Below are 23,816 nucleotides of genomic sequence, written 5' to 3' on the forward strand. Positions count from 1 at the left end.
ACGTACGAAAGGACGGACTATGACCGAGGCCGACATCAGACGACTCATCGCCGCCGAGCGCAGCGACCTGGCGGCACTCCTGAGGGACCTGCCTGCTGACCAGTGGGACGCGCCGACGCTGTGCGAGGGCTGGCGGGTCCGCGAGGTCGTCGCACACGTGACGATGCCGTACCGCTACTCGACACCGCGCTTCCTGTTCGAGCTCGCCAAGTCCCGCGCCAGGTTCAACCCGATGTCCGACCGGCTCGCCCGCCAGGATGCGGCCGCTCTCACGGCGGACGAACTGGTTGCCACGTTGGAGGCCAACGTGAACCACCCGTGGAAGCCACCGGGCGGCGGCTTCGAAGGCGCCCTGTCGCACGACGTGATCCACGGCCTCGACATCACCGTCGGCCTGGGTCTCGACCGCAAGGTGCCATCGGAACAGCTGAGCGTCGTACTGGGCGGGCTGTCCCCCAAGCACCTCAAGTACTTCGGCGTGGACCTGACTGGAACCGAACTCCGCGCAGACGACCTCGACTGGACCTACGGATCCGGCCGTCCGGTGTCGGGCTCAGCTCAGGACCTCCTCCTGATGGTCTGCGGACGCAGCCTCCCGGCGGGCCGCCTGCGAACGTCGTGATCAGGTCACCAAGCCTGGGCATGGACGAGCTGGGTCGACACCTGGCCCGTCCTGAACAGCTCACGCATCCGCCGGTTCTGCTCCTCCGCTTCCTGGAACCGCGGATCGTCTCTGTGAGACTCGCGGATCACCTGATCGACCCGCTCCGCCCGCTCGGTCCACGACGACGGCACGTCCTCCGGAGCGGTGATCTGCTCGACCACCTCGAACTGCGCCTTCGTCAGTACTGCGAGCAACTCCTGCTGGCTCGGGAACGAATTGCCCTCAGGAGCCGGCTCGGGGTCCGCAGTCTGCGCAACGAGCACGAGCAACCCCAACGGACCTCCGGGGATCAGCAGGCGGTGCAACTCACGCAGCAACTCGTACTTCTGGTCGACCGTGCACAACACTCCCAGAGACCAGGCAGCATCGACGGACCTGCTCCGCAGCGGTATCGCCAGCCCATCGGCAAGCACCGCCGGCAGCCTGAACAGACGCCCCGCCGCTCGGCAGGCGCCGGGCATCGGATCCACCAGCACCGGGCGTACGCCGTACCGTCGGCTGGCCCAGGCGGCTGGTCCGCCGACTCCCGCGCCGAGATCCAGCAGCCGCGTGCCGGAGGTGAGTTGGCACGCCTCGGCCAACCAGGCCAGGGCGGTCGGGCTGGCGCTGCCGCGGCAGCCGGCTGGGATGGCGTGGTCGAGCCCGACCTGTTCGACCGCGTCCGCGGTCCACCCGGCGAGGTCGTCGAACTCGACGTCCATGGCCGAGCCGCCGGACATCAGCCGATCGCTTTGAGCAGCGCCTCGTTGAAGGCGGGCAGGTCGTCGGGATTGCGGCTGGTGGTCAAGTTGCCGTCGGTGACGACCTCCTGATCCACCCAGGTCGCCCCGGCGTTGCGCAGGTCGACCGGGAACCTTTCGGACGCGGTCAGGTGGTCGAAGGTCTGCACCTCGCCGGCCTTCGGGCTGAGCAGCACCGGCTCGTGACCGGCCTCGGAGACGGCCTTCCAGGGTTCGGTCAGCTCGACTCGCTCGATCCCCTCGTCGCTGACCAGGATGGCGACTTTCTTGCTATCTGCCATGACTGATCCTCTCTCTGGTGTTGGACGGCCGCCGGTACCCGGGCGACCGTCCAGCCACACCTCATTCTGCGCTCGATCTCAGCCTCGTGAGGTGTGCCGGATCAGCGCCGGCACGAAGATGTCCCAGAGACCGCGCGGTACGCCGTGGCCGCCGCCTTCGAGGACCAGCAGTTCGGCCCCGGGGATCGCGTCGCGCAGGGCTTCACCGTGAGCGAGTGGGAGCAGCGGGTCGAGGTCGCCGTGCACCACGAGCGCGGGCGCGGTGATGTCGCCGAAGCCACCACCGTCAGGTCCATCGACCTTGGCCAGGAAGTGGTTCGTCATGGTCGACTCGAAATTGCGCGCGCGGGCGACATCGTGGTCCACCAACCGCCGGGTCGCCTGCTCGTCGAAGTACGGCGAACCGCCCGCCTCGAGTTCCGCAGACCGTACGACGTACTCGACGACCGAAGCACGATCCGCGAAATCAGGAGCCGGTACGTCGAAAGCGGCCGTCGGCGGCGGGAGATCGTCCGCGCCGGTGGAGGTGGAGACGAAGGTGAGCGAGGCGACCCGGTCGCGATGGTCGACACCGAGGATCAGCGCGACTCCCCCGAACATCGACTGAGCGACGACGTGGGCACGGTCGATGCCGAGCGCGTCGAGGATGCCGACCGCGTCCCGGGCGAGGTCGCCGAAGGAGTACTCCGGTCGCCCGGGCGGGTAGGTCGTCGATCGACCGGTGTCGCGGTTGTCGAAGCGGATCACGAACCGGTCGCCGGCCGCGATCCGCGTGCACAGGTCCTCCTCCCACCACAGCATCGAGGCGGCCGCGCCCTGGATGAGCAGGATCGCGGGATCGGCCGGATCCCCGAAGGTCTCGACTGACAACTCGGCACCGTTGACTTGGAGTTCACGCATGCCACCGACGCTAGGCCCGAGGCCCGATCGTGAAAAGCGATTGTCTCCGATCATCATGATCGCCTCTGCCGATACCGTGAAGCAGGTTCGAGCCAGGCCGCCACATCAGCCCTTGACAGCGTGTGCCCGAGTGAAAACTATTTGTCACGTCGCCGTACACCGGTTTCGTGCCAGACCAGTTACATCACCGACTGCGGTGGTACCGGAGCGATCATCGGCTGCAACTACGGCGCGGGCCAGCGGATCACGTTGGTGCCGACGGCAACGGGTCAGGTCGCCCTGCTGGCCGCGCACGATTTCGCAGCGAGGTCAGCCCGGGCCGCTCCGTCTGTCCTGGCAGAGACGCGACCAGGACGACGAAGTGCGACCAGAGCACTGCGACCCACAGTACGGCTTATGCGGCGGGTCAGCTGACGCTGAGGACCTTCGAGACGGTCTGGGTGCCCTGGTGGTCGGCGTCGGCGTACCAGACGACTCGGTAGGTGAAGGTGCCGCGGGTGGTGGGCTTGATGCCGAAGGCGTACCTGCCGTTGGTGGACAGCTTGACGTTGGCGACATTCAGCCAGCTGGTACCGCTACACGGGCCTACTCAGGAACCCAGATCAGGCCCAGGCGCTTGACCGTCTGCTTGCCCGCGATGCCGTCGGCGTCCTTGCCGCGCCAGCCCTGGGCGAGCTGGAACTTCTGCACCGCCTGCTTGGTGCCCGGCATGTAGTCGCCGGTTGGCTTGGGCGAGCGGATGCCGATGCCGTGATTCATCAGCGCACGCTGCAGATTCCAGACGCTGTCGGAGTCCAGCTGCCCCAGATGCATCTTCGACCTGAACACCTTGCCACCCTGCTTGAAGGCCTTACCGTCCGGCTGGGCGAGGTCGTTCTCCACCATCACCTTGCCGAGCGGCAGGTCCCGGCCCTGCAGGATCGTCGTCCAGCCCAGCCAGCGCGCCTTGCTCCAGCTCTCGGTGATCCGGGTCAGCGGCACGATGTCGATCCGGTCCCGCTTGACGATGTCGTTGCTGGCGATCTGCGGTACGCCGCCCCGGTACTCGACCACGATCGCCACGTGTCCCTCGGCCGACGGGCCCTGCCAGAAGCACGGCGCCCCGACCGGCGGCATCTTGTCCGCGTGCCGGCCCTTCTTCGGAATGGAGTTCCACTCCAGCTGGGCCGACCCGTCCTGGGCCGGCAGGTCCCACGCCGACCGGACGAACACCAGGCAGCGCCTCCGCCAGCCCAAGTCGCCCTTCTTCTGTTTCGCCCACACCACCGCGTCCGCTGCTGTTCTCATTTCGTCCCCCTGAGTCCGGCACCCCTCCCCCTGAGCAGTGCCAGAACCAGCGTCTCCACCGGTCTTCAGCCAGTCTTAAAGCAACCAAGAGCCAGTCTTCAGGCGCTTCCGGGGCAGCGACGGGGAGGTCGAGCGAGGCCGGACATGCCTCAGGGCCCGCCCTCCGTCGATCGCCCGGGCAGGCCCTGAGTGTTCTCGGGTGGTCAGCGTGCGCGGAGCATGCCGACCCGACGCGTCAGCGCGGTACGTCGCCGCGCCAGGCGCCGGTCTCGCCGCCGCGCTCCTCGATGAAGGTCTTGAAGCGCTCCATGTCGCCCTTGACCCGGCCCTCGATCACGCCGAGCTTGTCGCCGACGGTCTCCAGGAACCCGTCCGGGTCGATGTCCAGCTGCGCGGTCACCCGCGTGCTCGTGTCGGTCAGCTTGTGGAACGTCACCACGCCGGCGTGCTGCGGACCGGAGTCCGACGTCCACGCCACCCGCTCGTCCGGGTGCTGCTCGGTCACGGTGGCGTCGAACTCCCGCGTCGCGCCGCCGACCTTGACGACCCAGTGGTTGTGGGTGGCGTCCAGCTGGCGGATCTCCTCGACGCCGTCCATGAACTGCGGGAACGACTCGAACGGCGTCCACTGGTTGTACGCCGTGGTCACCGGGACGTCGACGTCGATCGACTGGGTGATGTTGCTCATCCGGATGCCTCCTGAGGGTGGCTTGTTGTGGACGAACCCCCGGTACCCGCCGCCATCGGACCGACGCAGAACCTCTGCGTACGCCCCACCGCAACCCCCCGCTTCTCCGAGTTGTCGCGTCCCGTGGGTGTGACCCGGGGTACAGGTAGCCACCTGCTCACGGATGCGAAGGAAACCCCATGCCCCCGAAACGCAAAGCTGCCAGTGCTTCCCGACGGTCGACCGCTACGCCGGCCGTACCGCAGCGGAGTACCGGGGAACAGCCGGTCGAGGTGGCCGAGGGACGGCTGCAGACCAGCCCGCTGCTCACCACGGCGCAAGGGGTGCGGCTTCCGGATACCGATCACTCGCTGAAGGCCGGACCGCGCGGACCGAGTCTGATGGACGACTTCCATCTGCGGGAGAAGATCACCCACTTCGACCACGAACGCATTCCCGAGCGGGTGGTGCACGCGCGCGGCGCGGCCGCCCACGGCACGTTCAAGGCGTACGGCAACGCTGGTACCGCGACCAAGGCGGGCTTCCTCCAGCGCGGCCGGGAGACGCCGGTGTTCGTACGTTTCTCGACCGTGCTCGGTTCCCGCGGCTCGGCCGACACCGTCCGGGACGTGCGGGGCTTCGCGGTGAAGTTCTACACCGAGGAGGGCAACTTCGACCTCGTCGGCAACAACATGCCGGTGTTCTTCATCCAGGACGGCATCAAGTTCCCCGACATCATCCACGCCGCCAAGCCGCACCCGGACCGGGAGATCCCCCAGGCCCAGAGCGCCCACGACACCTTCTGGGACTTCGTCTCGCTGCACACCGAGGCCACCCACCACGTCATGTGGGCGATGTCCGACCGCGGCATCCCCCGCTCGTACCGGACCATGGAGGGCTTCGGCGTCCATACGTTCCGGCTCGTGAACGGCAAGGGCGAGACCTGCCTGGTCAAGTTCCACTGGAAGCCTGTGGCGGGCATCCACTCGCTCGTCTGGGAAGAGGCGCAGCTCGCGGCCGGAACCGACCCCGACTTCCACCGCCGCGACCTGGCCGACGCCATCGACGCCGGCGCGCCGCTCGAGTTCGAGCTCGGCCTCCAGATCATGCCCGACTCCGCTGACCAGACCTTCGAGGGCATCGACCTGCTCGACCCGACCAAGATCGTGCCCGAGGAACTGTGTGAGGTCCAACTGGTCGGCAAGCTCACCCTGGACCGCAACCCGACGAACTACTTCGCCGAGACCGAGCAGGTCGCCTTCCACACCGGCAACCTGGTCCCGGGCATCGAGGTGACCGACGACCCACTGATGCAGGCCCGGTTGTTCTCGTACCTCGACACCCAGCTGACCCGCCTGGGCGGACCGAACTTCACCCAGTTGCCGATCAACTGCCCGCACGCGGCGGTCAACGACAACCTGCGTGACGGCATGCACCAGACGGCCGTACACCGCGGCGTGGCGCCGTACCTGCCCAACAGCCTCGGCGGGGAGGACGGCCCCGTCCCCGCGGAGGAAGGCGCGTTCGTCCACGTTCCCCGCGAGGTCAGTGGTCCCAAGGTGCGGGAGAGCCCGGCGTCCTTCGCGGACCACTTCTCCCAGGCCACCTTGTTCTGGGCGAGCATGAGCAAGATCGAACGCGTCCACATCATCGAGGCGTTCACCTTCGAGCTGGGTAAGTGCTATGAGCAACCAATTCGCGAGCGGATGCTGACCGTCCTCGCCCAGGTCGACACCGGGCTGTGTGAAGCCGTCGCCAAGGGACTCGGGTTGCCCGCACCCAAGGGCACACCGGCCACCGGGGCGACGCCCTCCCCCGCCTTGTCCCAGATCGTCACCACTCCCGGACCGATCGCAGGACGGGTGATCGGAGTGGTCGCGACGAACGGCTCCGATCTGGCCGGCATCACCAAGCTGCGCCGCGCGGTCGAGGCCCAAGGCGCCGTACTGCGATTGCTCGCTCCTTCGGGTGGCACCATCAAGAGGAGGCGCTCGACCCAGGTCGTCGAGCGCACCTTCCTGACCACCCGATCGATCGAGTACGACGCGCTGATCGTTGCCGCGGGCAGCCCATCGCTGAAGGACATCAAGCTGACCGTCCTCCTCGGGGAACTCTTCCGTCACTGCAAGGTGATCGGCGCCTGGGGCGATGGCGAGCAGGTGCTCACGGCGGCCGGCATCGACACCACGGCACCAGGCATCGTGCTCGGCGATGCAGTCGCCAAGCCCTACACGACCGACCTCCTCACGGCAGTCGGCCTGCACCGAGCGTGGGACCGCGCCGACCTCGTCATGGCGCAATGAACCCCCGGTGATCCGGCCGAGGCAACGATAAATGGCCTGCGGCGGCAGGTGTAGGCGACTACTGTCGGGAATCCCTCTCCAGTAAGGGATTCCCGTTGCCTGTGACCTCCTGGATCACCCGTGCGGAGACTGCTGCCGATGTGGCGGCGATCCGTGACGTCAACCTGCAAGCATTCGGCAATGACTACGAGCCGGACGTCGTCGAGAAACTGCGCGCCGATCCGGCGTCGTGGTTGCCCGGATTGTCGATCGTCGCGACCACGGACGACAGCAAGGTCGTCGGCCACGTCCTGCTCAGCCGCTGCCGCATCGACGAGACGCCCGCGCTCGCACTCGGACCTTGCGCAGTTCTCCCCAGGTATCAGAAGCAAGGCGTCGGCAGTGCTGTCATCCGTACCGCGCTGGCCGCGGCCCGGGCTCAGGGCGAGCACCTCGTCGTGCTGCTAGGTCATCTCGAGTACTACCCACGCTTCGGCTTCAGGCCTGCCTCGACCTTCGGGATCGACGCCACCTTCGAGAGCGGCCCCCACCTGATGGCGCTCCCCCTCGACGACACTCCCGTGCCGTCCGGCACGATGCACTACCCACCACCCTGGGGCCTCTGAACCAGCCTTCCGTATACAAACCGCCCTCAGCATCCCTGTGCCAGAGAAGGGTCAGCGCCGAGGCGGAAGGGCTGCAACCAGCCCGCCGGCAGGCATCGGCCACGGGCTATCAGCGAGCCCACCAGCTGCGCAGCGCCCGGGTCGCCGGGCACGTCCTCCGCATCGCGCTGTCGGTCCACTTGCCTCGCGGCACCCTTGGATAACTGTCTAATAACGCTCAGCACCAGGCTCCGCGTCCGATTACTGGACGATTGTTCCGTCAATCGGAACATTCATCAGCTGGCCCTGCCCGACCCGCGCGCAGACGCGACGAAATCGCCGACGGCCCTCGCGGCGGCCGACGGCGGTGGTTGCGGCCTCTCCTGGAGGTGTCCCCGCGAAAAGGTTGAGACAAACTCGCCGAATCACTTGCGCGCCTGCCTTGTATACATGAAACAGTCTGCAGAACCGCTCATTCAGGAGACCGAAAATGCCCCGTCGAACTCCCTCGTCACTGAACCGCTCCAGCCGGCTCCCCCGCCTCGGTACGGGGCGCACTGGCTCCTTCAGAACCGCCCCGGTCGGCGCCGCGGTCGCGGTGGTCGTGCTGGCCCTCGTCGGTACCGCGTGCTCGTCGGTCGAGCCGGCCGGAGAACAGCCGAGCGGGCAGAGCTCGGCGGACCAGGATGTCTTCGGCGAGCCGGCGGACGCGGCGCAGGTGAAGGACGGCGGCACGTTGACGGTCGCCCTGTCCGCGGACCCGGACAAGCTCGACCCGTCGCTGTCGCGCAGCCTCTACTCGCGGTACGTGTTCCACACGATGTGCGAGAAGCTCTACGACCTCGGCCCGGACGCCAAGATCGTGCCGCAGCTCGCCACCGCGCTGCCGACCATCTCCTCCGACGGTCTCAGCCTGACCATCCCGCTGCGCGAGGGCGTGAAGTTCGCCGACGGCGGCACGCTCGACTCGAACGCCGTGAAGGTGTCGATCAACCGGGGTCTCACCATCACCGGCTCCGGCCGCAAGAGCGAGCTCGGTCCGATCACCTCGATCGAGACGCCGGACGCCAAGACCGTGGTGATCAAGCTGTCCAAGCCGTTCGCCCCGCTCACCGCGGCGCTGGCAGACCGGGCCGGCATGGTGCTCAGCCCGGCCGCGGTCAGCAAGCTCGGTGACAACTTCTCCACCGCGCCGGTCTGCGTCGGTCCGTTCAAGTTCGCCAGCAGAGTCGCGCAGAACTCGATCAAGGTGGTCAAGGACCCGCTGTACTACGACGCCGCCAAGGTGCACTTGGACGCGATCGAGTACCGGATCATCACCGACTCCAGCATCCGCTCGGCCAACCTCCGCTCGGGTGACGCGCAGATCGCGGACTCGCTGTCGACCCAGGACGCGCCCGCGCTGCAGAAGGACGCCAGCATGACCGTCCTGCAGTCCCAGTCGCTCGGCTACCAGGGCCTGACGATCAACATCGGCAACGCGAACGGCGTCGGCACCCCGAAGAAGCAGCTCGACAGCCCGATCGCGAAGGACCCGCGGGTCCGCCAGGCGCTCGACCTGTCGATCGACCGGGAGGCACTGGTCAAGACGATCTTCAACGGGCTGAACACGGTCGCCTGCTCGCCGATCTCGCCGAAGAGCGAGTTCACCTCCGACGCCGCCCAGGTCTGCCCCGCGCACGACCCGGCTAAGGCCAAGGAACTCCTCGGCCAGGCAGGCGTCACCACGCCGTACAAGGTCGAGATGATCACCTCGAACAACCCGGACAGCCTGCGGCTGGCCCAGGCGTTGCAGGCGATGGTCAAGGACGGTGGGTTCGAGCTGGTGATCAAGCCGGTCGAGTACGCCTCGCTGCTCGACCAGCAGGACCGCGGTGACTTCGAGCTGCTGCAGCTCGGCTGGTCCGGCCGGGTCGACCCGGACGCGAACATCTTCAACTTCGTCGGCAGCGAGGGCAGCCAGAACGTGGCCGGCTACAGCAGCCCCGAGGTGGACAAGCTGCTCACCGACGCCCGGCAGTCGAAGGACCAGGCCGAGCGGGTCAAGCTGTACGGCGACGTGGTCACCAAGCTGCAGCAGGACGACCCGCTGATCTACATGTACCGGCAGCGCAACCTGACCGGCGTCTCGAAGAAGGTGCTCGGCGTGCAGACCTACCCGGACGGCGTGATCCGCACCGCGTTCGCCGGCTACGCCAAATGACGGCGCCCATGACGGCACGCGGCTCGGCTGACCGCCGGCAGCCAGCGCCATGAATCGTTACCTGCTCAGCCGGCTCTGGCAGTCGCTCGTCACGTTGCTGCTGGCAACGATCGTGGTCTTCCTCGGGGTCCGGGCGCTGCCCGGCGACCCAGCGCTCGCGCTGGCCGGGGAGGACCGCGATCCGGAGTCGCTGCGGGCGATCCGCGAGCAGTACGGGCTGGACGACTCGCTGATCGTGCAGTTCTGGCAGTTCGTCAGCCACGCCCTCCGGGGTGATCTCGGGGTGTCGATCAGAACCGGCGAGAGCGTTGTCTCGATGCTCAAGAGCGCGCTCCCGGTGACGATGGAGTTGTCCGCGCTGGCGATCCTGGTCGCCAGCGTGCTCGGGGTCGGCGCGGGCGTGGTGGCAGCCGTACGCCGCGGCCGCCCGGCCGAGTGGGCCGCCAACGCCCTGGCGTTGCTCGGGCTGTCGGTACCGAACTTCTGGCTCGGTCTGATGGCGATCCTCTACCTGTCGGTGGCGCTGGGCCTGTTCCCGGCCTCGGGCTTCGTGCCGTTCTTCACCGACCCGATCGACAACCTGCACCACCTGGTCCTCCCGGCGCTGATCCTCGGCACGGGTCTCGCAGCGGTGATCATGCGCCAGACCCGGTCGTCGATGCTGGACGCGCTCTCCGCGGACTACATCCGGACCGCCGAGGCCAAGGGACTGCCGACGGGCGCGGTGATCGGCCGGCACGCGTTGCGGAACAGCCTGATCGTGGTGATCACGATCGTCGGTCTGCAGCTCGGTGCCCTGATCTCCGGGGCCGTCGTGACCGAGCGGATCTTCGCGCTGCCGGGCTTCGGCAAGCTCACCGTCGACGCGGTGTTTCAGCGGGACTACCCGGTGATCCAGGCGGTCGTCCTGGTCACCGCCACGGCGTACATCGTGATCAACCTGCTGGTGGACCTGCTCTACTCGGTGATCGATCCGCGGATCCGCGTGCGAGGTGAGGCCTGATGGCCATCGCAGACGTCACTGTCACCACCGGTATGCCGCTGGCCTCACGCCGGCGCAAGGTGCTCCGCCGGATGTTGCGGAACCCGCTGGCGATCACCGGGCTCGTCGTCCTCGGGATAGCGGTTGTGCTGGCGGTGTTCGCCCCCTGGATCGCGCCGCACGAGCCAACCGAGACCCACCTGGACCTGGCCTTCGCGCCGCCCGGTACTCCGGGGCATCTGCTCGGCACCGACGACCTGGGCCGCGATGTCTTGTCGCGGATCATGTTCGGCCTCAGGGCATCCCTGCACGTCGGGTTGCTCGCGGTGGCCACCTCGCTGGTGGTCGGCATACCGCTCGGGCTGATGGCCGGGTACTTCCGCGCGATCGACTCACTGATCTCGCGGTTCACCGACCTCGTGCTGGCGTTCCCGTTCCTGATCCTCGCGGTCGGGCTGGCCGCGATCCGCGGCGCGAGCCTCGGCAACGCGGCGATCGCGATCGGCATCGCGCAGATCCCCGGCGTGATCCGGATCGTCCGCTCGGAGACGTTGCGGCTGAAGTCGCTCGACTTCGTCTCGGCCGCGATCGTCGAGGGCGCCGGTGATCCCTGGGTGCTCGGCCGGCACATCCTGCCGAACGCGGCCTCGGTCATCATCGTGCAGGCGACCGTCGCCATCCCGGCGGCGATCCTGGGTGAGGCCGTGTTGTCGTTCCTCGGCCTCGGCATCCAGCCGCCCGCGCCCAGTCTCGGCACGATGCTGTCCGACGCGCAGCAGTTCGCCGCTCGCGCACCGTGGGCAGCGGTCATGCCGGGTCTGGCGATCATGCTCCTCACCCTGGCCTTCAACATCGTCGGCGACAGCCTGCGCGACGCCCTCGACCCGAAAGCGAGCCGCCGATGACCAGCGGACCGGTACTGAAGGTCACCGACCTCTCGGTCACGTTCCGGACCGAGGACGGCCCCCTGTCAGCGGTGGACCGGGTGAGCCTGGAGGTAGGCGACGGCGAGGTGCTCGCGGTGGTCGGCGAGTCCGGCTGCGGCAAGAGCGTCACCGCGATGAGCCTGGCCGGCCTCCTCCCCCGGTCGGCCACTGTCGAGGGCTCTGTCCAGTTGGACGGAGTCGAGCTCATCGGCGCGGACAAACGCACCCTGCGGTCGATCCGCGGCCGCGAGGTGGCGTACATCTTCCAGGAGCCGATGACGTCGCTGAACCCCGTCTTCACCGTCGGCCGCCAGATCGGCGAAGTACTGCAGGTCCACATCGGCCTGTCCCGGCAGGCAGCGCGCAGGCGGGCCGTCGAACTCCTCAAGCTGGTCGGCATCCCGTCGGCCGAGCGGCGGGTCGACGACTACCCACACCAGCTCTCCGGTGGCATGCGGCAGCGGGTCATGATCGCCATGGCCGTCGCCTGCGACCCGAAGGTGCTCATCGCCGACGAGCCGACCACCGCGCTCGACGTGACGATCCAGGCCGGCATCCTCGACGTACTGCGGGCGCTGCGCGAGCGGCTCGGCACCAGCGTCGTACTGATCACCCACGACCTCGGCGTGGTCGCCGACCTGGCCGACAGGGTGGCGGTGATGTACGCCGGTCGCGTGGTGGAGACGGCCGACGTCCACGAGTTGTTCGCCCGGCCCCAGCATCCCTACACGTCCGGGTTGCTGGCCGCTTCGCCGTCAGCAGGCAGGCATGCGGGCACCCACCGGCTCAACGAGATCCCTGGCTTGGTCCCTGTGCTGGCCTCACAACCCGACGCCTGCACGTTCGCCGACCGCTGCCCCCAAGCCCTGGACACCTGTACTGCAAAGCAACCCGCTCTGGAGCCGGGAAGTCACCGAGTGGCCTGCTGGAATCCCGTGCGAGAACCGGTGGAGGTCTGATGACCGAGTACGCGCTCGAGCTCGAGAACCTCGTCATGCACTTCGGCGCGGTCCGTGCCGTCGACGGCGTCTCGCTGCAGATCCCCAAGGGCTCAGTGGTCGCCCTGGTCGGCGAGAGTGGCTCAGGCAAGTCCACTGTCGGCCGCTGCATCGTGCGACTGCTGGAACCGACCGAGGGCACGGTCCGCCTCGCGGATGCCGACATCACCCACCTCAACCGCCGCAGGCTGCGCCCACACCGCCGGGACGTGTCCATCGTCTTCCAGGACCCGGCCGGCTCGCTGGACCCGCGCCTCACCGTGGGCGACATCGTCGGCGAACCACTGCGGCTGATGCGCCGTCGCGGCGACCTTCCCGCCGAGCAGCGGGACATCCCGTCGGCAGTGGCCGAGTCGCTCCGCCGGGTGGGGCTGCGCCCGGAAGTGGCCCAGCGGTCACCGCACGAGCTGTCCGGTGGTCAACGGCAACGAGTCAGCATCGCTCGGGCGCTGATCTCGTCCCCACGACTCCTGGTCGCGGACGAGCCGACCAGTGCGCTCGACGTGTCCGTGCAGGCGTCCGTGCTCAACCTGCTGGCCGATCTGCAGCGGGACCTCGGATTCGCCTGCCTGTTCATCACCCATGACCTGTCGGCCGTCGAGTACCTGGCCGACGAGGTCGCGGTGATGTACCTGGGCCAGCTGGTCGAGCAAGGCCCGCGCGAGCGGATCTTCGGAGTACCGGCTCATCCCTACACGCAGGCGTTGCTGTCGGCCGCTCCGGTACCGGATCCGTCGACGCAGCGCTCCAGGCGACCTGTGCTGCTCGGTGACGACCTGCCGTCGGCCATCGACCCGCCGTCGGGCTGCCGGTTTCACACCCGCTGCCCGGTGGCCGTGGACCGCTGCAAGACCGAGGTGCCGGAGTCCCGGGTGATCGGCGAGGGCGGACACCGGGTCGCCTGTCACCTGGTGAACGACGACGGCACCGGCCCGGACGTCCGTGACCTACCCACTGCCACTGCCTCTCCGACCGATACGGCAACACCAGAACCGAAGTCCGATGGAGCCACTGAAGTGACCACGGCAAGAGGAGCTGTTCAATGACCTTCACGACCCGGCCTACCCTGCGCGGCACGTTCGGGATGGTGTCGTCCACGCACTGGCTCGCGTCCCAGTCGGCGATGCGGATCCTCGAGCTCGGGGGTAACGCCTTCGACGCCGCGGCGACCGCGGGGTTCGTGCTGCACGTGGTCGAGCCGCACCTGAACGGCCCTGGCGGCGAGGTCCCGGCAATCATCGCGACAGCGGCCGACCCGACGCCGCGCGTGCTGTGCGGTCAGGGAGTCGCTCCCGCCGGCGCCACCATCGAGCACTTCCGCTCCCTTGGACTGGAGCTCATCCCGGGCTCCGGGCCGCTCGCGGCCGCTGTACCGGGGGCTGTGGATGCGTGGTTGTTGCTGCTGCGTGACCACGGCAGTCTGCCGCTGCGGACTGTGCTGGAGCCTGCCATCGGCTACGCGCGCAACGGTCATCCGCTGGTCGCACGGGTCGGGGACACGGTCAGGACCGTCAAGGACCTGTTCACCGATCACTGGCAGACCTCTGCCGAGCTGTGGTTGCAGGGAGGCACGCCGCCGAATGCCAACAAGCTGTTCCGCAACCCGGCGTACGCCGAGACCCTCGAGCGGCTGCTGACCACGGCCGAAGGAGCCGGGCCGGATCGCGTCGCGCAGGTCGAGCGGGCTCGCACCACCTGGCGGGAAGGCTTCGTCGCCGAGGCGGTCGACAAGTTCGCGCGGCTGCCGCATCGGGACTCCAGTGGCGAGGACCACGCCGGCCTGATCACCGGAGACGACATGGCGTCGTTCCAGGCGAGCTGGGAAGAGCCCGCGACCCTCGACTGGCAGGGGCACACCGTCGCCAAGACCGGACCGTGGGGCCAGGGCCCGGCGCTGCTCCAGTCGCTGGCCGTGCTGGCCGAGCTCGGTGATCCGGCGTCGCTGGACCTCACCAGCGCTGAGGCGGTCCACACGACCACGGAGGTCACGAAGCTCTCGTATGCCGACCGCGAGGCCTGGTACGGCGACGGCGCGGACGTGCCGCTGAAGACCCTGCTCTCCCCGGCGTACGCCGGGCAGCGGGCTCGCCTGATCGGTCCGGATGCCACCTTCGAGCTGCGTCCCGGCAGCCCGGACGGGCGGCAGCCGCACCTGCCATCCATTGCCTCTGGCAACAACCAGGGTGACGCGACGACCGGTGAGCCGACAGTGTCGTCCGACGGCGTGACCCGCGGCGACACTTGTCACGTCGACGTCATGGATCAGTGGGGCAACGTGATCTCAGCGACCCCGAGCGGTGGCTGGCTGCAGTCGTCCCCGACGATCCCGGAGCTCGGCTTCTGCCTCGGCAGCCGGTTGCAGATGTTCTGGCTGGAGGAAGGTCTCGCGTCTTCGCTGGCGCCGGGGCGGCGGCCGCGGACCACGCTGACGCCGACGTTGGTACTGCGCGACGGAGCACCCGTACTCGCGTGTGGTTCGCCAGGTGGTGACCAGCAGGACCAGTGGCAGCTGCTCTTCCTGCTGCGGAACCTCGTCGGCGGGCAGGACCTGCAGGAAGCGATCGACGCACCCGCCTGGCACACCACGGGCTTCCCGTCGTCCTTCTACCCGCGCGCGGTCGAGCCCGGCAGCCTCGTGATGGAGAGCCGCCTGGGGACTGCAGTACGGGACGACCTGGTACGGCGTGGGCATGTGGTGACCGAAGCGGATCCCTGGAGCCTCGGGCGGCTCTGCGCGGTCAGCCGCGAGGCGGACGGCGTACTGGCCGCCGGCGCGAACCCTCGAGGCATGCAGGGCTACGCGACCGGCCGCTAGCGGCCGCCTGCTGGCGGTCAGTCCGAGTGCAGCGCGGCCGTGGCGGCTGCCTCTACGTGGAGGCGGGCCGCCTCGGCCGCGGCTTCCCTGTCGCCGGCGGCGATCGCGTCGACGACACGGATGTGCTCCTCCCAGGAGTGCGGCGCCCGCTGGGCCGCACCGAGCCGGAACACCCAGTGCACGTGGTGGTACATCGCGGCGGACAGCGACGCGAGCCAGCGGTTGCCGCTGATCTCGATCACGGCCAGGTGGAGTGCGCTGTTCAACTCGGCCACCTGGTCGAAGTCCTGTGCCGCCGTCGCCGCGCTGGCCTCTTCGAGCAGCCGGCGCAAGCGCGCGACGTCCTGCTCCGTTGCCCGCTCTGCAGCCAACCCGGCCGCCAGTGTCTCCAACTGCTGGCGCACAGCGAACAGGTCCCGGATCGCCGTCTCGTCCAGCGTCGCGACCACCGCACCCCGGCGCGGCAGGATCTGCACGAACCCCTCGGTCTCCACCACCCGCAGCGCCTCGCGCACCGGGTTGCGGGACACACCGAAGTCCTCGGCCAGCCTGTTCTCCGTCAGCCGCTCACCCTGCGCGTAGTCCCCGTCGACGATGCGTCGCCGCAGCTCACTGAGGACCTGATCTCGCAGCGCCAGGTGATCACCACCGATCGTCCGCGCCTGGTCGCCCCCGTACTGCTGATCCACCCCGAGCTCCCCTCTCACTGACCTGCCCCCGCACCGCGCCGGTACCGCTGGACCGCTCGGCTCCGCAGCACACTACCCGGCCGCGGAGGCGCGATCGATGGAAACCCGGTTGCCCGGATCGGACCGGGTTGGCTACGTTGCGGGCTTGTCCATCCACCTCACGCCGCTGACCGATCCCGACTATCGGCCGTTCAGCCGACGGGTCGCCTGGCTCGCCTCGGACGCCGACGGCAACCCGGTCGGTTCGGCGTACCTCCGGCTGATCAGCAAGGCGACCCAGGAGCACCTGACCGAGCTCGAACTTTCGGTCCATCCGGCCGAGCGCCGCAAGGGCGTCGGCTCCGTGCTCCTCGATGCCGCGACGGAGGCAGCCCGGGACAACGACGCCCGCACCGTCCTCGCGGACGCCACCGCCGGTACTCCGGGTGACCACTTCCTGGCGAGCCACGGCTTCACCGTCGGACTCACCCTGTACTTCGCGAGGTTGCCCGTCGCCGAGATCGACGACGGAGTACTGGCGTCCGCGCTCGAGGCGGAGCATCCGGGGTACAGGCTCGAGTCCTGGCGCGGCGTGGTCCCTAACCGGCTTGCGGAGACCTTCGCGCAGGCGCGGTCGGCGATGGACGACGCGCCCGTCGGGGACATCGACTACGGCGCCGAGACCTGGGACGTCGAGCGGACCCGGTACGTCGCACGGGTCGTCGAGGAGCGCGGCGACCACCTGTGGACGGTGGCCGCCATCGAGGAGGCGACCGGCCGGATGGTGGGCTTCACCGAGCTGGTCGTGCCAGGCACCGGCAAAGGCGACGCGCAGCACTACGGCACCGCAGTACTGCCCGAGCACCGCGGACACGGCCTGGCTCGCTGGATCAAGTCCGAGTCGATCCGCCAGGCGCGCGACCACTACCCCGACCTAGCCGGCCTACTAACCGACATGGCCGACACAAACACAGCCATGCTCCACCTCAACAACACCCTCGGCTACCGCCCGACCCACCAAGTCCACCGCTACCACCTCGACCTCACAGTTTGAGCTCCTCAGGTGCCGAGGATCTTCTGTACTGCGGCGGTGGTGATGGGGTGGTAGCCCGGGCGGGCTGAGGTGAAGACCTGGAGGGCGAAGTCCTTGCCGGCGGGGGTGTCTGCCAGGGCGCGGTACACGGGTAGTACGAGCTTCATGCGGCCTACTCGGGTCAGGAAGCTCGCGAGCTCCTCGTACGCCGGGGTGTAGGAACTGGCGGCAACTATCGAGTACCAGCGGCGGGCGATCTCGCCGTTCGCAGTACCGGTGAGTCCGTACTCGCGGTCGAGCTGCTGCAGTTGCTCGGCCGTCAGCACGTCCGGCGCCGCGTCCAGGAAGCGCAGCCACTCCTGCGTGGTCCACTGCTTGGCCCCGGCCGGCAGCTCACCAGTGGTCAGCCAGCGCCGGCGGAGCTCGTCGACCAGCTGGAAGCGGAGCGAGTCGGCCCGCTCCGCGAACTGCGGGATCCCCGGCCGGTCCAGCCAGGCAGCGATCTCCTCAGCCGTCACCACCCCGGGATGGCGGTCGAGCAGCTGCTCCTGCAGATGTCCGGCGAAGTCCTCCGAGTTGATGCTCCGGAACGCGAACCGGTCGAAGTACCCGCGCAGGAACGGGTCGAACACCTCGCGGGTGAAGCGCTCCTCCAGCCAGGACAGGAACCACGCGCCCTTGAGCGGACCGAGCCCGCTGGTCCCGCGGTACTCCGTGCCGTGGTTGAGGCCAGGCAGCTCCACCGCCTGCTCCGCCAGGGAGAGCGGGTCCAACTTGGTCACGGTCGAGTGCTGCTTGATCGCGGTCTCCATCACCGCCAGCTCGGTGCCGTAGACCGCCTCCACGATCCGGTTCTCCACGTAGGAGGTGAAACCCTCGTTCAGCCAGATGTCGTCCCAGCTGTCCTGCGTGACCAGGTTGCCCGACCAGCTGTGCGCCAGCTCGTGCGCGACCACGTTGACCAGCGACTTGTCGCCGATCACCACGGTCGGCGTGGCGAACGTCATCCGCGGGTTCTCCATCCCGCCGTACGGGAAGGACGGCGGCAGCACCAGGATGTCGTAGCGACCCCAGCGGTACGGGCCGAACAGCGCCTCGGTGACCCGCATCATCTGCTCGGTGTCGGCGAACTCGGCAGCCGCCCGCTTGGCCATCTCCGGCTCGGCCCAGACGCCCGACCGGTCGCCGATCCGCTCGAAGACGAGATCACCGGCCGCGATGGCCAGCAGGTACGACGGGATCGGCTCGGGCATCACGACGTCGTACGAGCCGCTGCGCCTCGAGGTGGTGCCGTTGTCGGCACTCATCAGCACCATCAGCTCGGGCGGAGCCGTCACGTGCGCGGCGTAGCTGAACCGCACGCTCGGGGTGTCCTGCACCGGCACCCAGCTCCGCGCGTGGATCGCCTGGGACTGGCTGAACATGAACGGCAGCACGCCCCCGGCGGTCATGGACGGCTCCAGCCACTGCAAGCCGGTCGCGGTCGGAGCGGTCCGGTAGCTGACCCGCACCCGCTCGTGCTGCTGGGTGCGGATGGTCAGCGCCGAGCCGAGCTCGTCGTCCGGCACGGACAGGCTGTACTCCAACGGCTCCCAGTCGCCGTCCGCAGCACCCTCCACGGCCAGGACGGTGAGGTCCCGGGTGTCCAGCACGAGGCGGTCGCCCGGGCCACTCCAGGCGAGCGTATGGATGGCCGTTCCCGCCAGCACCTTGGCGGAGAAGTCCAGGTCGAGCTCGAGCTCGAGGTGGGTGGTGCGGACCAGCGCCGGTTCGGCGTAGGAGTGGCGGTCGTGCGTCACAGAAGCTCCCGAGGATGAGGTCGTTCGGAGGACAGTACCCACCGAATCGGCCGATGACGCGGCCGATTAGGGCCACGGGCAGCACCGTGCCAAACCGGTTCACCCTTTGGCTCGCCCGGCACTATGGAGCCATGCGGGCCGCCGGACTGTCGCTGGCCGTGCTGCTGGCGCTGGCAACCGCCTCTTGTGACAGCAGCACCTCCACTCCTGCCCCCAGCCCGACCACTTCGAGCCCGGCCGCTACGCCCTCCGCTTCCAGTGCAACGCCTACTGCGCTTTCACCGACGACGGCTCGCCCACCTACACCTCCACGAGCCTTCAACGCCGCTGCCGCCACAGCAACCGTCCGCTACCTCGCCGGCGAACTGGGCCCGCGCGAAGCCACCAGTACTGCGTACCGCCGGGCCCTCGCGTGGTTGGAGACCAGGTTCGAGGCCGCCGGATACCAGGTCGAGCGGCAGGCATTGCAGGTTCCTGCAGGTATCTCCTGGGGCGTTCCCGTCCGAGCCGGCACCACCTGGAACCTGATCGCCACCAAGCCCGGCTTCGACCCGACCGCGCCGCACCGGATCGTCGGGGCTCACCTGGACACCGTGCCCCAGGCGCCGGGCGCCGAAGACAACGCCTCCGGCATCGCGGTTCTCCTCGGTACTGCGGAAAGCATGCCCGCCCCCCGACTGCCTACGGTGTTCATCGCGTTCGGAGCCGAGGAGCCACGCGGCGACGGCGACAGCCGGCACCACTACGGCTCACGCGCCTATGTGGCATCCCTGCCCGCCGCCCAACGGAGGGCACTGCGCGGCATGGTCTCGCTCGATCGAGTAGGCGTGGGCTCGGTAGTGCCGGTCTGTACGGCGACAGCGGGGCAGGTGACTCTGCAGCGGGAGGTGCGTGCAGCGGCCGCCCGAGCCCGGGTGCCGACCCGCTCCTGCGTCAACAGGTCCAGTGATCACTGGTCGTTCGTCCGCTCGGGAATGCCCGGAGTGAGGATGGGCAGCACCCCGTACGCGGAGTACCACAGCGCGCGGGACCTGCCGCCCGTAGTACAGGCTGCACAGCTCGGCCGGATGGGTCGGGTGCTCGCCGGCTGGCTACAGAGCTAGGCAGGGGTCGGGGCTAGGCGTTGCGGATGTCGGCCAGGATCTGCTCAGCGCGGGTCCCGCTGACGATGCGCGGGCTGAAGTCGGCACCGATCACGTACGGCGTGAGGCGGGCGGCCTTGAGGGTCTTGCCCCAGTAGGTGAGCTCGAGCAGTACGCCTTCCTGGGTCTGCTGGGAGAAGTCCATGTCGAAGACCAGGTTGCCCAGCGAATGCGCGATCAGCTTGTTCGGCGGGTATTCGACGGCTTGCACCCAATGCGGGTGGCCGCCGATCACCAGGTCGGCACCGGCCTGGGTGAGAGCTGTGGCGACAGTGCGCTGGGCTGGGACGGGCTTGTGTGTGTACTGCTGGCCCCAGTGCGGCAGTACGACGACGACGTCGGCCGAGGCTCGTAGCGCCTTGATCTGGCGAGTGAGAACGCCCAGATCCGCCTGGTTGAGCGGTCCTGTCCGCGGGGGCATCCGCACCGAGAACGCGCCCGGTGTCGTCGCCGTCGCGCGCGGGGTCTCGCCGATGGCATTGAAGGCCAGGAAGCCGAACCGCACGCCACCACGAGTCACGACGACCGGGCGGCTCGCCTCGGAAAGGTTGCGTCCGGCACCTACCGGCTGGATGCCACTCGCCCGAACTCGCTGGACCGTGTCGAGCAGAGCCTGGTTCTCGAAGTCGCCCGTGTGGTTGTTCGCCAGCGACAGCACGTCGACGCCGACTGCGCGCAGCCCGGCGGTCACGCCGGGCGGAGCGGCGAAGGAATCGCCACCCTGTTGCGGTGTGCCTGCTCGGGAGAGCGTGCTCTCGAGGTTCACCACGGTGAGGTCCGCCGCGGCCAGGCGAGAGCCGATCGCGCGAAGCGGCCTGGAGACGTCGCCGGTACGCGCGGCTGCGGTCGCCACCCGTCGGCCCAGCATGACGTCACCACCCACAGTCAGATCGATGACCTGAGCGGCGGGAGTCGGGCCCGCAGTACGGAGTGCATAGCGGTCCGGGGCGCTGAAGGGATCGACTCCGGCCACCGTCAGGGCTCGGACGCTTGGCCCGACCTTCGATGCCGGAGCCAGTGCGAGCGCGTTGGGATTGCGCTCCACCAGGCGCAGCGAACCGACCACCTGGAAGCCTCGCCACGACTTGGCACCTGAGGCGAGCGCGCGGGCAGCGGCCAGATCCACGTCCTGAGCCGCCCGCGTCGCATTCACCGCCAGGACGAGAGGCTCGGTCTGAGCGGCTGTCGTCGGCCGTCCAGGACTCGGCGCCGACGACGACGGCGAGGCTGCGGAAGGCGGCCCCGAGGCTGGTGGCTCGGTGGACGGCGCAGTGCTCGTGCCTGAGGTCGAGCAGGCGGCGAGCATCGAGGGGCAGGCTGCGACCAGCATCGGGACAGCCACCACGCTCAATCGACTCCGACCCACCACCCCAACCAAGGTAATCGCCCCACCAAGCCCCATCTCGCCACTTGGAAATCCGGTCGGCACCAGGAGGGGCCCCGTCCAGCTAGGCGTGCCTGGCTAGGAAGTCGTCCAGCAATGCCGCTCCGTGCAGCATCGCGCGGCCGCGGCGGTCATGGGCGGCGCGACGCTCAGCCACTGCGGCCCGCAACGCCTCGGTGCTCCCGGTCCGGCGCAAACCTTCCAGCACCGGACGGATCTGCTCGAAGCCGTACCGCCCCTGCCGCAGCATGTTGATGATCCGCGCGTCCCGCACCTGTAACGGACCGTACCGCCTGTACTTCGTCCCGGGCTCCCGCTCCGGCGACAACAACTCAGCCGCCTCCCACACGCGCAGCGTCGACGTCTTCACCCCAAGCTGCGCAGCGAGTTCACCGACGAGCAACGCCGGCCCAGGCACCGCCCGCGGCTCGTCCAAGAACTCCTCCGCAGCCGCTCCCAGCGCCTCACTCGCCGCATCCGTGGCAAGCCTCTGCTCGTGCAACCCTGCGTGGCTCGCATCGATGAGTCGAAGCGCCGTCGCCTCGTCCCCGTCGTGAGCGGCCCGCATGATCGCGGTCGAAACCTCACCCCCGAACCCTGGCGCCAACGCGCGATACGTCAGCAGCGCCTGCAGATGCTCGCGGTCATACTGCCGGTACCCCGACTCCGTCCGCGGCGCGGCCGGCAGGATCCCCGCCGCCTCGTAGTTCCGGACCGCCTGGGTCGACACCCCCGCCTTCCTCGCCAGGTCCACCGGGCGCAGACTCACCACGAAGCTCCCTTCCCGGTTCGTCGCACTTTGACCAACCGGTTGAGACCCTACCGATCGTGCTAGCGGCCGCCCGCGACGTCGACCATCGATCCCGTCATATAGGACGCGCGATCGGAGACGAGGAACACGATCAGCGCCGCGACCTCCTCGACCTTGCCCGGCCGTCCGAGCGGCGGGGTGGTGCCGATCCGGTCCAGCCGGCCTTCCTCGTGGATGTCCGTCTCGATCAGCCCGGGCCTGATCCCGAGCACCCGGATGCCTTCCTTCGCGACCTCGTTCGCCAGACCGACGGTCAACGTGTCCACCGCGGCCTTGCTGCTCGCGTAGTCGACGTACTCGCCGGCAGACCCGAGCACCGCCCCGCGAGACGACACGTTGACGATCACCCCACCGTGCCCACCGCGCTCGGTCGACATCCGCCGTACAGCGGCGCCCGCGACCAGGAACGCGCCGATCGTGTTGATCCGGAACACCTGCGCCAACCGCGCGACGTCGTAGTCGGCGACCCGGCCGGACGGCGACACCACGCCGGCATTGTTGATCACGGCACCGAGCTGCCCGAGCTCCGCACTCACCGCGTCGAAGAGCCGCTCGATGTCGTCCGCCTCTGCCACATCGGCCTGTACTGCGACCGCCCGCCGCCCGAGCTTCTCGCAAGCCGCGACCACCTGGTCAGCCTCGTCGGAGCGCGTCCGGTAGCTCACCCCGACGTCCCAGCCGTCCTCGGCCAGCGCGATCGCCGCCGCTGCGCCGATCCCCCGGCTCCCGCCAGTGATCAAGGCGGTCCCCCGCCTGGCTGCCGTCCCAGTCACGCCCGCAGTCACGCGGTCAGTCCTAGCCTCAGTCATGCGCTCAGCCTGCCATGGGCTCGACTGGTCAGCTCGGCCGCTTGCCCAGGCCGACCTGGACTTCGCCGTCGCTGAAGCCGAGCGCGCGGTACAGGCGGATCGCGAGATACTCCGGATCCGCCACCATCACCAAGGTGTGCGCCCCCATCTCGTCCAGCCCGTACCGCGACGCCTGGTGGACCAGCGTGCCGGCGATCCCGCGCCCGCGGTAGTCCTCATGGGTCTGCACGTTCTGGAAACGGGCAACCCCCGAGCCGTCGGAGACGAGGCCGAGCGACGCCTGCAGCCGCTCCCCGTCGAAGGCCCCGAACCACTGTGCATGCCCGGCCTCGACGAGACTGCGTTCCGCCTCGGTCCTGCGCCGGTTGAACTCCTCATATCCCTCGAGGTCCATCGAGTTCACGGCCAGGCTCAGCCCGACGAGCTGCTCCCAGTCGTCGTCACCACTCAAGAACCGGTACTGCGAATCGACGTTGGGGCGAGCTGGTTCCATGACCTGCTTCGCCGTCATCACCGTGCTCCGGTCCGCCTCGAACCCCGCGCCCGTGAGCTCCTCCTCGGCGCCGACCACCCCATCGGTGGTGTCGATGCCGAAGGCACCATGTTTCGCCTCCGGGAACTCCTGCCGGAAGGCCTCCAGCCGACCGACCAGGGCACCCGGCGCGAACGGCGTCCGGTACAGCAGGTAGTTGCCCCACCAGAAGGTCGGATTCGCCGGCGTGCGGATGACGACGTACTCGCCCTTGTCGGTCAGTTCGCTGCCGCTCAGCTGCAGGAGCATCAGGTCGGTCCGGTAGCCGAGGCTGGTGATGTTCACGCA

The 23,816-nt window shown here is 68.8% G+C and carries 22 protein-coding genes; 11 read left to right on the forward strand and 11 right to left on the reverse strand.

Annotation, left to right across the window (positions count from 1 at the left end; genetic code table 11):
- The first annotated feature begins 19 nt into the window (after positions 1 to 19).
- Positions 20 to 622, forward strand: a complete 603-nt coding sequence (locus ACFPJ1_RS36190) for a maleylpyruvate isomerase family mycothiol-dependent enzyme (RefSeq protein ID WP_380110812.1) — start codon at positions 20 to 22, stop codon at positions 620 to 622.
- 5 nt (positions 623 to 627) lie between these two features.
- Here ACFPJ1_RS36190 and ACFPJ1_RS36195 read toward each other — a convergent pair whose 3' ends face one another.
- The 5 genes from ACFPJ1_RS36195 to ACFPJ1_RS36215 all read right to left on the reverse strand — a co-directional run bounded on the left by ACFPJ1_RS36195 (position 628) and on the right by ACFPJ1_RS36215 (position 4,560).
- The gene (locus ACFPJ1_RS36195; RefSeq protein WP_380110813.1) at positions 628 to 1,383 is read right to left on the reverse strand and encodes an SAM-dependent methyltransferase; all 756 of its coding nucleotides are present in this window, start codon (positions 1,381 to 1,383) and stop codon (positions 628 to 630) included.
- Positions 1,383 to 1,685 (reverse strand): DJ-1/PfpI family protein, encoded by a 303-nt coding sequence (locus ACFPJ1_RS36200; protein WP_380110814.1) that lies wholly within the window; start codon positions 1,683 to 1,685, stop codon positions 1,383 to 1,385. Before ACFPJ1_RS36200 ends, ACFPJ1_RS36195 begins: the two co-directional genes overlap by 1 nt.
- 78 nt (positions 1,686 to 1,763) lie before the next feature.
- A complete protein-coding gene (locus ACFPJ1_RS36205) occupies positions 1,764 to 2,585 on the reverse strand; it encodes an alpha/beta fold hydrolase (protein WP_380110815.1) in 822 nt (273 codons plus the stop codon).
- A gap of 585 nt (positions 2,586 to 3,170) precedes the next feature.
- The gene (locus tag ACFPJ1_RS36210; RefSeq protein ID WP_380110816.1) at positions 3,171 to 3,872 is read right to left on the reverse strand and encodes a peptidoglycan-binding domain-containing protein; all 702 of its coding nucleotides are present in this window, start codon (positions 3,870 to 3,872) and stop codon (positions 3,171 to 3,173) included.
- 235 nt (positions 3,873 to 4,107) lie between these two features.
- Positions 4,108 to 4,560, reverse strand: coding sequence for an SRPBCC family protein (locus ACFPJ1_RS36215; protein WP_380110817.1), 453 nt, complete (start codon positions 4,558 to 4,560; stop codon positions 4,108 to 4,110).
- Positions 4,561 to 4,739: 179 nt separating this feature from the next.
- Here ACFPJ1_RS36215 and ACFPJ1_RS36220 point away from each other — a divergent pair, with 179 nt between their 5' ends.
- From ACFPJ1_RS36220 to ACFPJ1_RS36255, 8 genes are all read left to right on the forward strand, one after another.
- Positions 4,740 to 6,842, forward strand: a complete 2,103-nt coding sequence (locus ACFPJ1_RS36220; RefSeq protein ID WP_380110818.1) for a catalase — start codon at positions 4,740 to 4,742, stop codon at positions 6,840 to 6,842.
- Between the two features lie 101 nt (positions 6,843 to 6,943).
- Positions 6,944 to 7,447: a GNAT family N-acetyltransferase gene (locus ACFPJ1_RS36225; RefSeq protein WP_380110839.1), complete on the forward strand. Its 504-nt coding sequence runs from the start codon at positions 6,944 to 6,946 to the stop codon at positions 7,445 to 7,447.
- 469 nt (positions 7,448 to 7,916) lie between these two features.
- Positions 7,917 to 9,629, forward strand: a complete 1,713-nt coding sequence (locus ACFPJ1_RS36230) for an ABC transporter substrate-binding protein (RefSeq protein WP_380110819.1) — start codon at positions 7,917 to 7,919, stop codon at positions 9,627 to 9,629.
- Between the two features lie 49 nt (positions 9,630 to 9,678).
- Positions 9,679 to 10,632 carry an ABC transporter permease gene (locus ACFPJ1_RS36235; RefSeq protein ID WP_380110820.1) on the forward strand — a complete coding sequence of 318 codons (954 nt, stop codon included), beginning with the start codon at positions 9,679 to 9,681 and terminating at the stop codon, positions 10,630 to 10,632.
- A complete protein-coding gene (locus ACFPJ1_RS36240) occupies positions 10,632 to 11,516 on the forward strand; it encodes an ABC transporter permease (protein ID WP_380110821.1) in 885 nt (294 codons plus the stop codon). The genes ACFPJ1_RS36235 and ACFPJ1_RS36240 overlap by 1 nt, the downstream gene beginning before the upstream one ends.
- Positions 11,513 to 12,496 carry an ABC transporter ATP-binding protein gene (locus tag ACFPJ1_RS36245; protein ID WP_380110822.1) on the forward strand — a complete coding sequence of 328 codons (984 nt, stop codon included), beginning with the start codon at positions 11,513 to 11,515 and terminating at the stop codon, positions 12,494 to 12,496. Before ACFPJ1_RS36240 ends, ACFPJ1_RS36245 begins: the two co-directional genes overlap by 4 nt.
- Positions 12,496 to 13,581, forward strand: a complete 1,086-nt coding sequence (locus tag ACFPJ1_RS36250; protein ID WP_380110823.1) for an ABC transporter ATP-binding protein — start codon at positions 12,496 to 12,498, stop codon at positions 13,579 to 13,581. The genes ACFPJ1_RS36245 and ACFPJ1_RS36250 overlap by 1 nt, the downstream gene beginning before the upstream one ends.
- Positions 13,578 to 15,350, forward strand: a complete 1,773-nt coding sequence (locus tag ACFPJ1_RS36255) for a gamma-glutamyltransferase family protein (protein ID WP_380110824.1) — start codon at positions 13,578 to 13,580, stop codon at positions 15,348 to 15,350. Before ACFPJ1_RS36250 ends, ACFPJ1_RS36255 begins: the two co-directional genes overlap by 4 nt.
- 17 nt (positions 15,351 to 15,367) lie before the next feature.
- On the opposite strand, the gene ACFPJ1_RS36260 is transcribed toward ACFPJ1_RS36255, so the two are convergent.
- On the reverse strand, positions 15,368 to 16,039 hold the full coding sequence (locus ACFPJ1_RS36260; RefSeq protein WP_380110825.1) for a GntR family transcriptional regulator: 672 nt from the start codon (positions 16,037 to 16,039) through the stop codon (positions 15,368 to 15,370).
- Between the two features lie 145 nt (positions 16,040 to 16,184).
- Here ACFPJ1_RS36260 and ACFPJ1_RS36265 point away from each other — a divergent pair, with 145 nt between their 5' ends.
- Positions 16,185 to 17,072 carry a GNAT family N-acetyltransferase gene (locus ACFPJ1_RS36265; protein ID WP_380110826.1) on the forward strand — a complete coding sequence of 296 codons (888 nt, stop codon included), beginning with the start codon at positions 16,185 to 16,187 and terminating at the stop codon, positions 17,070 to 17,072.
- 5 nt (positions 17,073 to 17,077) lie between these two features.
- Here ACFPJ1_RS36265 and ACFPJ1_RS36270 read toward each other — a convergent pair whose 3' ends face one another.
- Positions 17,078 to 18,850 (reverse strand): M1 family metallopeptidase, encoded by a 1,773-nt coding sequence (locus ACFPJ1_RS36270; RefSeq protein ID WP_380110827.1) that lies wholly within the window; start codon positions 18,848 to 18,850, stop codon positions 17,078 to 17,080.
- Positions 18,851 to 18,981: 131 nt separating this feature from the next.
- On the opposite strand from ACFPJ1_RS36270, the gene ACFPJ1_RS36275 reads away from it, so the two are divergent.
- Positions 18,982 to 19,953: a M28 family metallopeptidase gene (locus ACFPJ1_RS36275; RefSeq protein WP_380110828.1), complete on the forward strand. Its 972-nt coding sequence runs from the start codon at positions 18,982 to 18,984 to the stop codon at positions 19,951 to 19,953.
- Between the two features lie 13 nt (positions 19,954 to 19,966).
- Here ACFPJ1_RS36275 and ACFPJ1_RS36280 read toward each other — a convergent pair whose 3' ends face one another.
- The 4 genes from ACFPJ1_RS36280 to ACFPJ1_RS36295 all read right to left on the reverse strand — a co-directional run bounded on the left by ACFPJ1_RS36280 (position 19,967) and on the right by ACFPJ1_RS36295 (position 23,813).
- Positions 19,967 to 21,145 carry a CapA family protein gene (locus ACFPJ1_RS36280; protein WP_380110829.1) on the reverse strand — a complete coding sequence of 393 codons (1,179 nt, stop codon included), beginning with the start codon at positions 21,143 to 21,145 and terminating at the stop codon, positions 19,967 to 19,969.
- A 295-nt stretch (positions 21,146 to 21,440) separates the two neighbouring features.
- Complete coding sequence (locus tag ACFPJ1_RS36285; RefSeq protein WP_380110830.1) at positions 21,441 to 22,145, reverse strand: MerR family transcriptional regulator; 705 nt, start codon at positions 22,143 to 22,145, stop codon at positions 21,441 to 21,443.
- 62 nt (positions 22,146 to 22,207) lie between these two features.
- Entirely contained in the window at positions 22,208 to 22,960 is a 753-nt protein-coding gene (locus tag ACFPJ1_RS36290) for an SDR family oxidoreductase (RefSeq protein WP_380110831.1), read from the reverse strand.
- Between the two features lie 64 nt (positions 22,961 to 23,024).
- On the reverse strand, positions 23,025 to 23,813 hold the full coding sequence (locus tag ACFPJ1_RS36295) for a GNAT family N-acetyltransferase (protein WP_380110832.1): 789 nt from the start codon (positions 23,811 to 23,813) through the stop codon (positions 23,025 to 23,027).
- Between the last annotated feature and the right edge of the window lie 3 nt (positions 23,814 to 23,816).

It is taken from the genome of Kribbella qitaiheensis (assembly GCF_042657745.1).
GTDB classification, from domain to species: Bacteria; Actinomycetota; Actinomycetes; order Propionibacteriales; family Kribbellaceae; genus Kribbella; species Kribbella qitaiheensis.

Bases quoted from the DNA above. Each gene is read 5' to 3' on its own strand.
- ACFPJ1_RS36190 (WP_380110812.1), top strand. From the start codon at position 20: ATGACCGAGGCCGACATCAGACGACTCATCGCCGCCGAGCGCAGCGAC.
- ACFPJ1_RS36195 (WP_380110813.1), bottom strand. From the start codon at position 1,383: ATGTCCGGCGGCTCGGCCATGGACGTCGAGTTCGACGACCTCGCCGGG.
- ACFPJ1_RS36200 (WP_380110814.1), bottom strand. From the start codon at position 1,685: ATGGCAGATAGCAAGAAAGTCGCCATCCTGGTCAGCGACGAGGGGATC.
- ACFPJ1_RS36205 (WP_380110815.1), bottom strand. From the start codon at position 2,585: ATGCGTGAACTCCAAGTCAACGGTGCCGAGTTGTCAGTCGAGACCTTC.
- ACFPJ1_RS36210 (WP_380110816.1), bottom strand. From the start codon at position 3,872: ATGAGAACAGCAGCGGACGCGGTGGTGTGGGCGAAACAGAAGAAGGGC.
- ACFPJ1_RS36215 (WP_380110817.1), bottom strand. From the start codon at position 4,560: ATGAGCAACATCACCCAGTCGATCGACGTCGACGTCCCGGTGACCACG.
- ACFPJ1_RS36220 (WP_380110818.1), top strand. From the start codon at position 4,740: ATGCCCCCGAAACGCAAAGCTGCCAGTGCTTCCCGACGGTCGACCGCT.
- ACFPJ1_RS36230 (WP_380110819.1), top strand. From the start codon at position 7,917: ATGCCCCGTCGAACTCCCTCGTCACTGAACCGCTCCAGCCGGCTCCCC.
- ACFPJ1_RS36235 (WP_380110820.1), top strand. From the start codon at position 9,679: ATGAATCGTTACCTGCTCAGCCGGCTCTGGCAGTCGCTCGTCACGTTG.
- ACFPJ1_RS36240 (WP_380110821.1), top strand. From the start codon at position 10,632: ATGGCCATCGCAGACGTCACTGTCACCACCGGTATGCCGCTGGCCTCA.
- ACFPJ1_RS36245 (WP_380110822.1), top strand. From the start codon at position 11,513: ATGACCAGCGGACCGGTACTGAAGGTCACCGACCTCTCGGTCACGTTC.
- ACFPJ1_RS36250 (WP_380110823.1), top strand. From the start codon at position 12,496: ATGACCGAGTACGCGCTCGAGCTCGAGAACCTCGTCATGCACTTCGGC.
- ACFPJ1_RS36255 (WP_380110824.1), top strand. From the start codon at position 13,578: ATGACCTTCACGACCCGGCCTACCCTGCGCGGCACGTTCGGGATGGTG.
- ACFPJ1_RS36275 (WP_380110828.1), top strand. From the start codon at position 18,982: ATGCGGGCCGCCGGACTGTCGCTGGCCGTGCTGCTGGCGCTGGCAACC.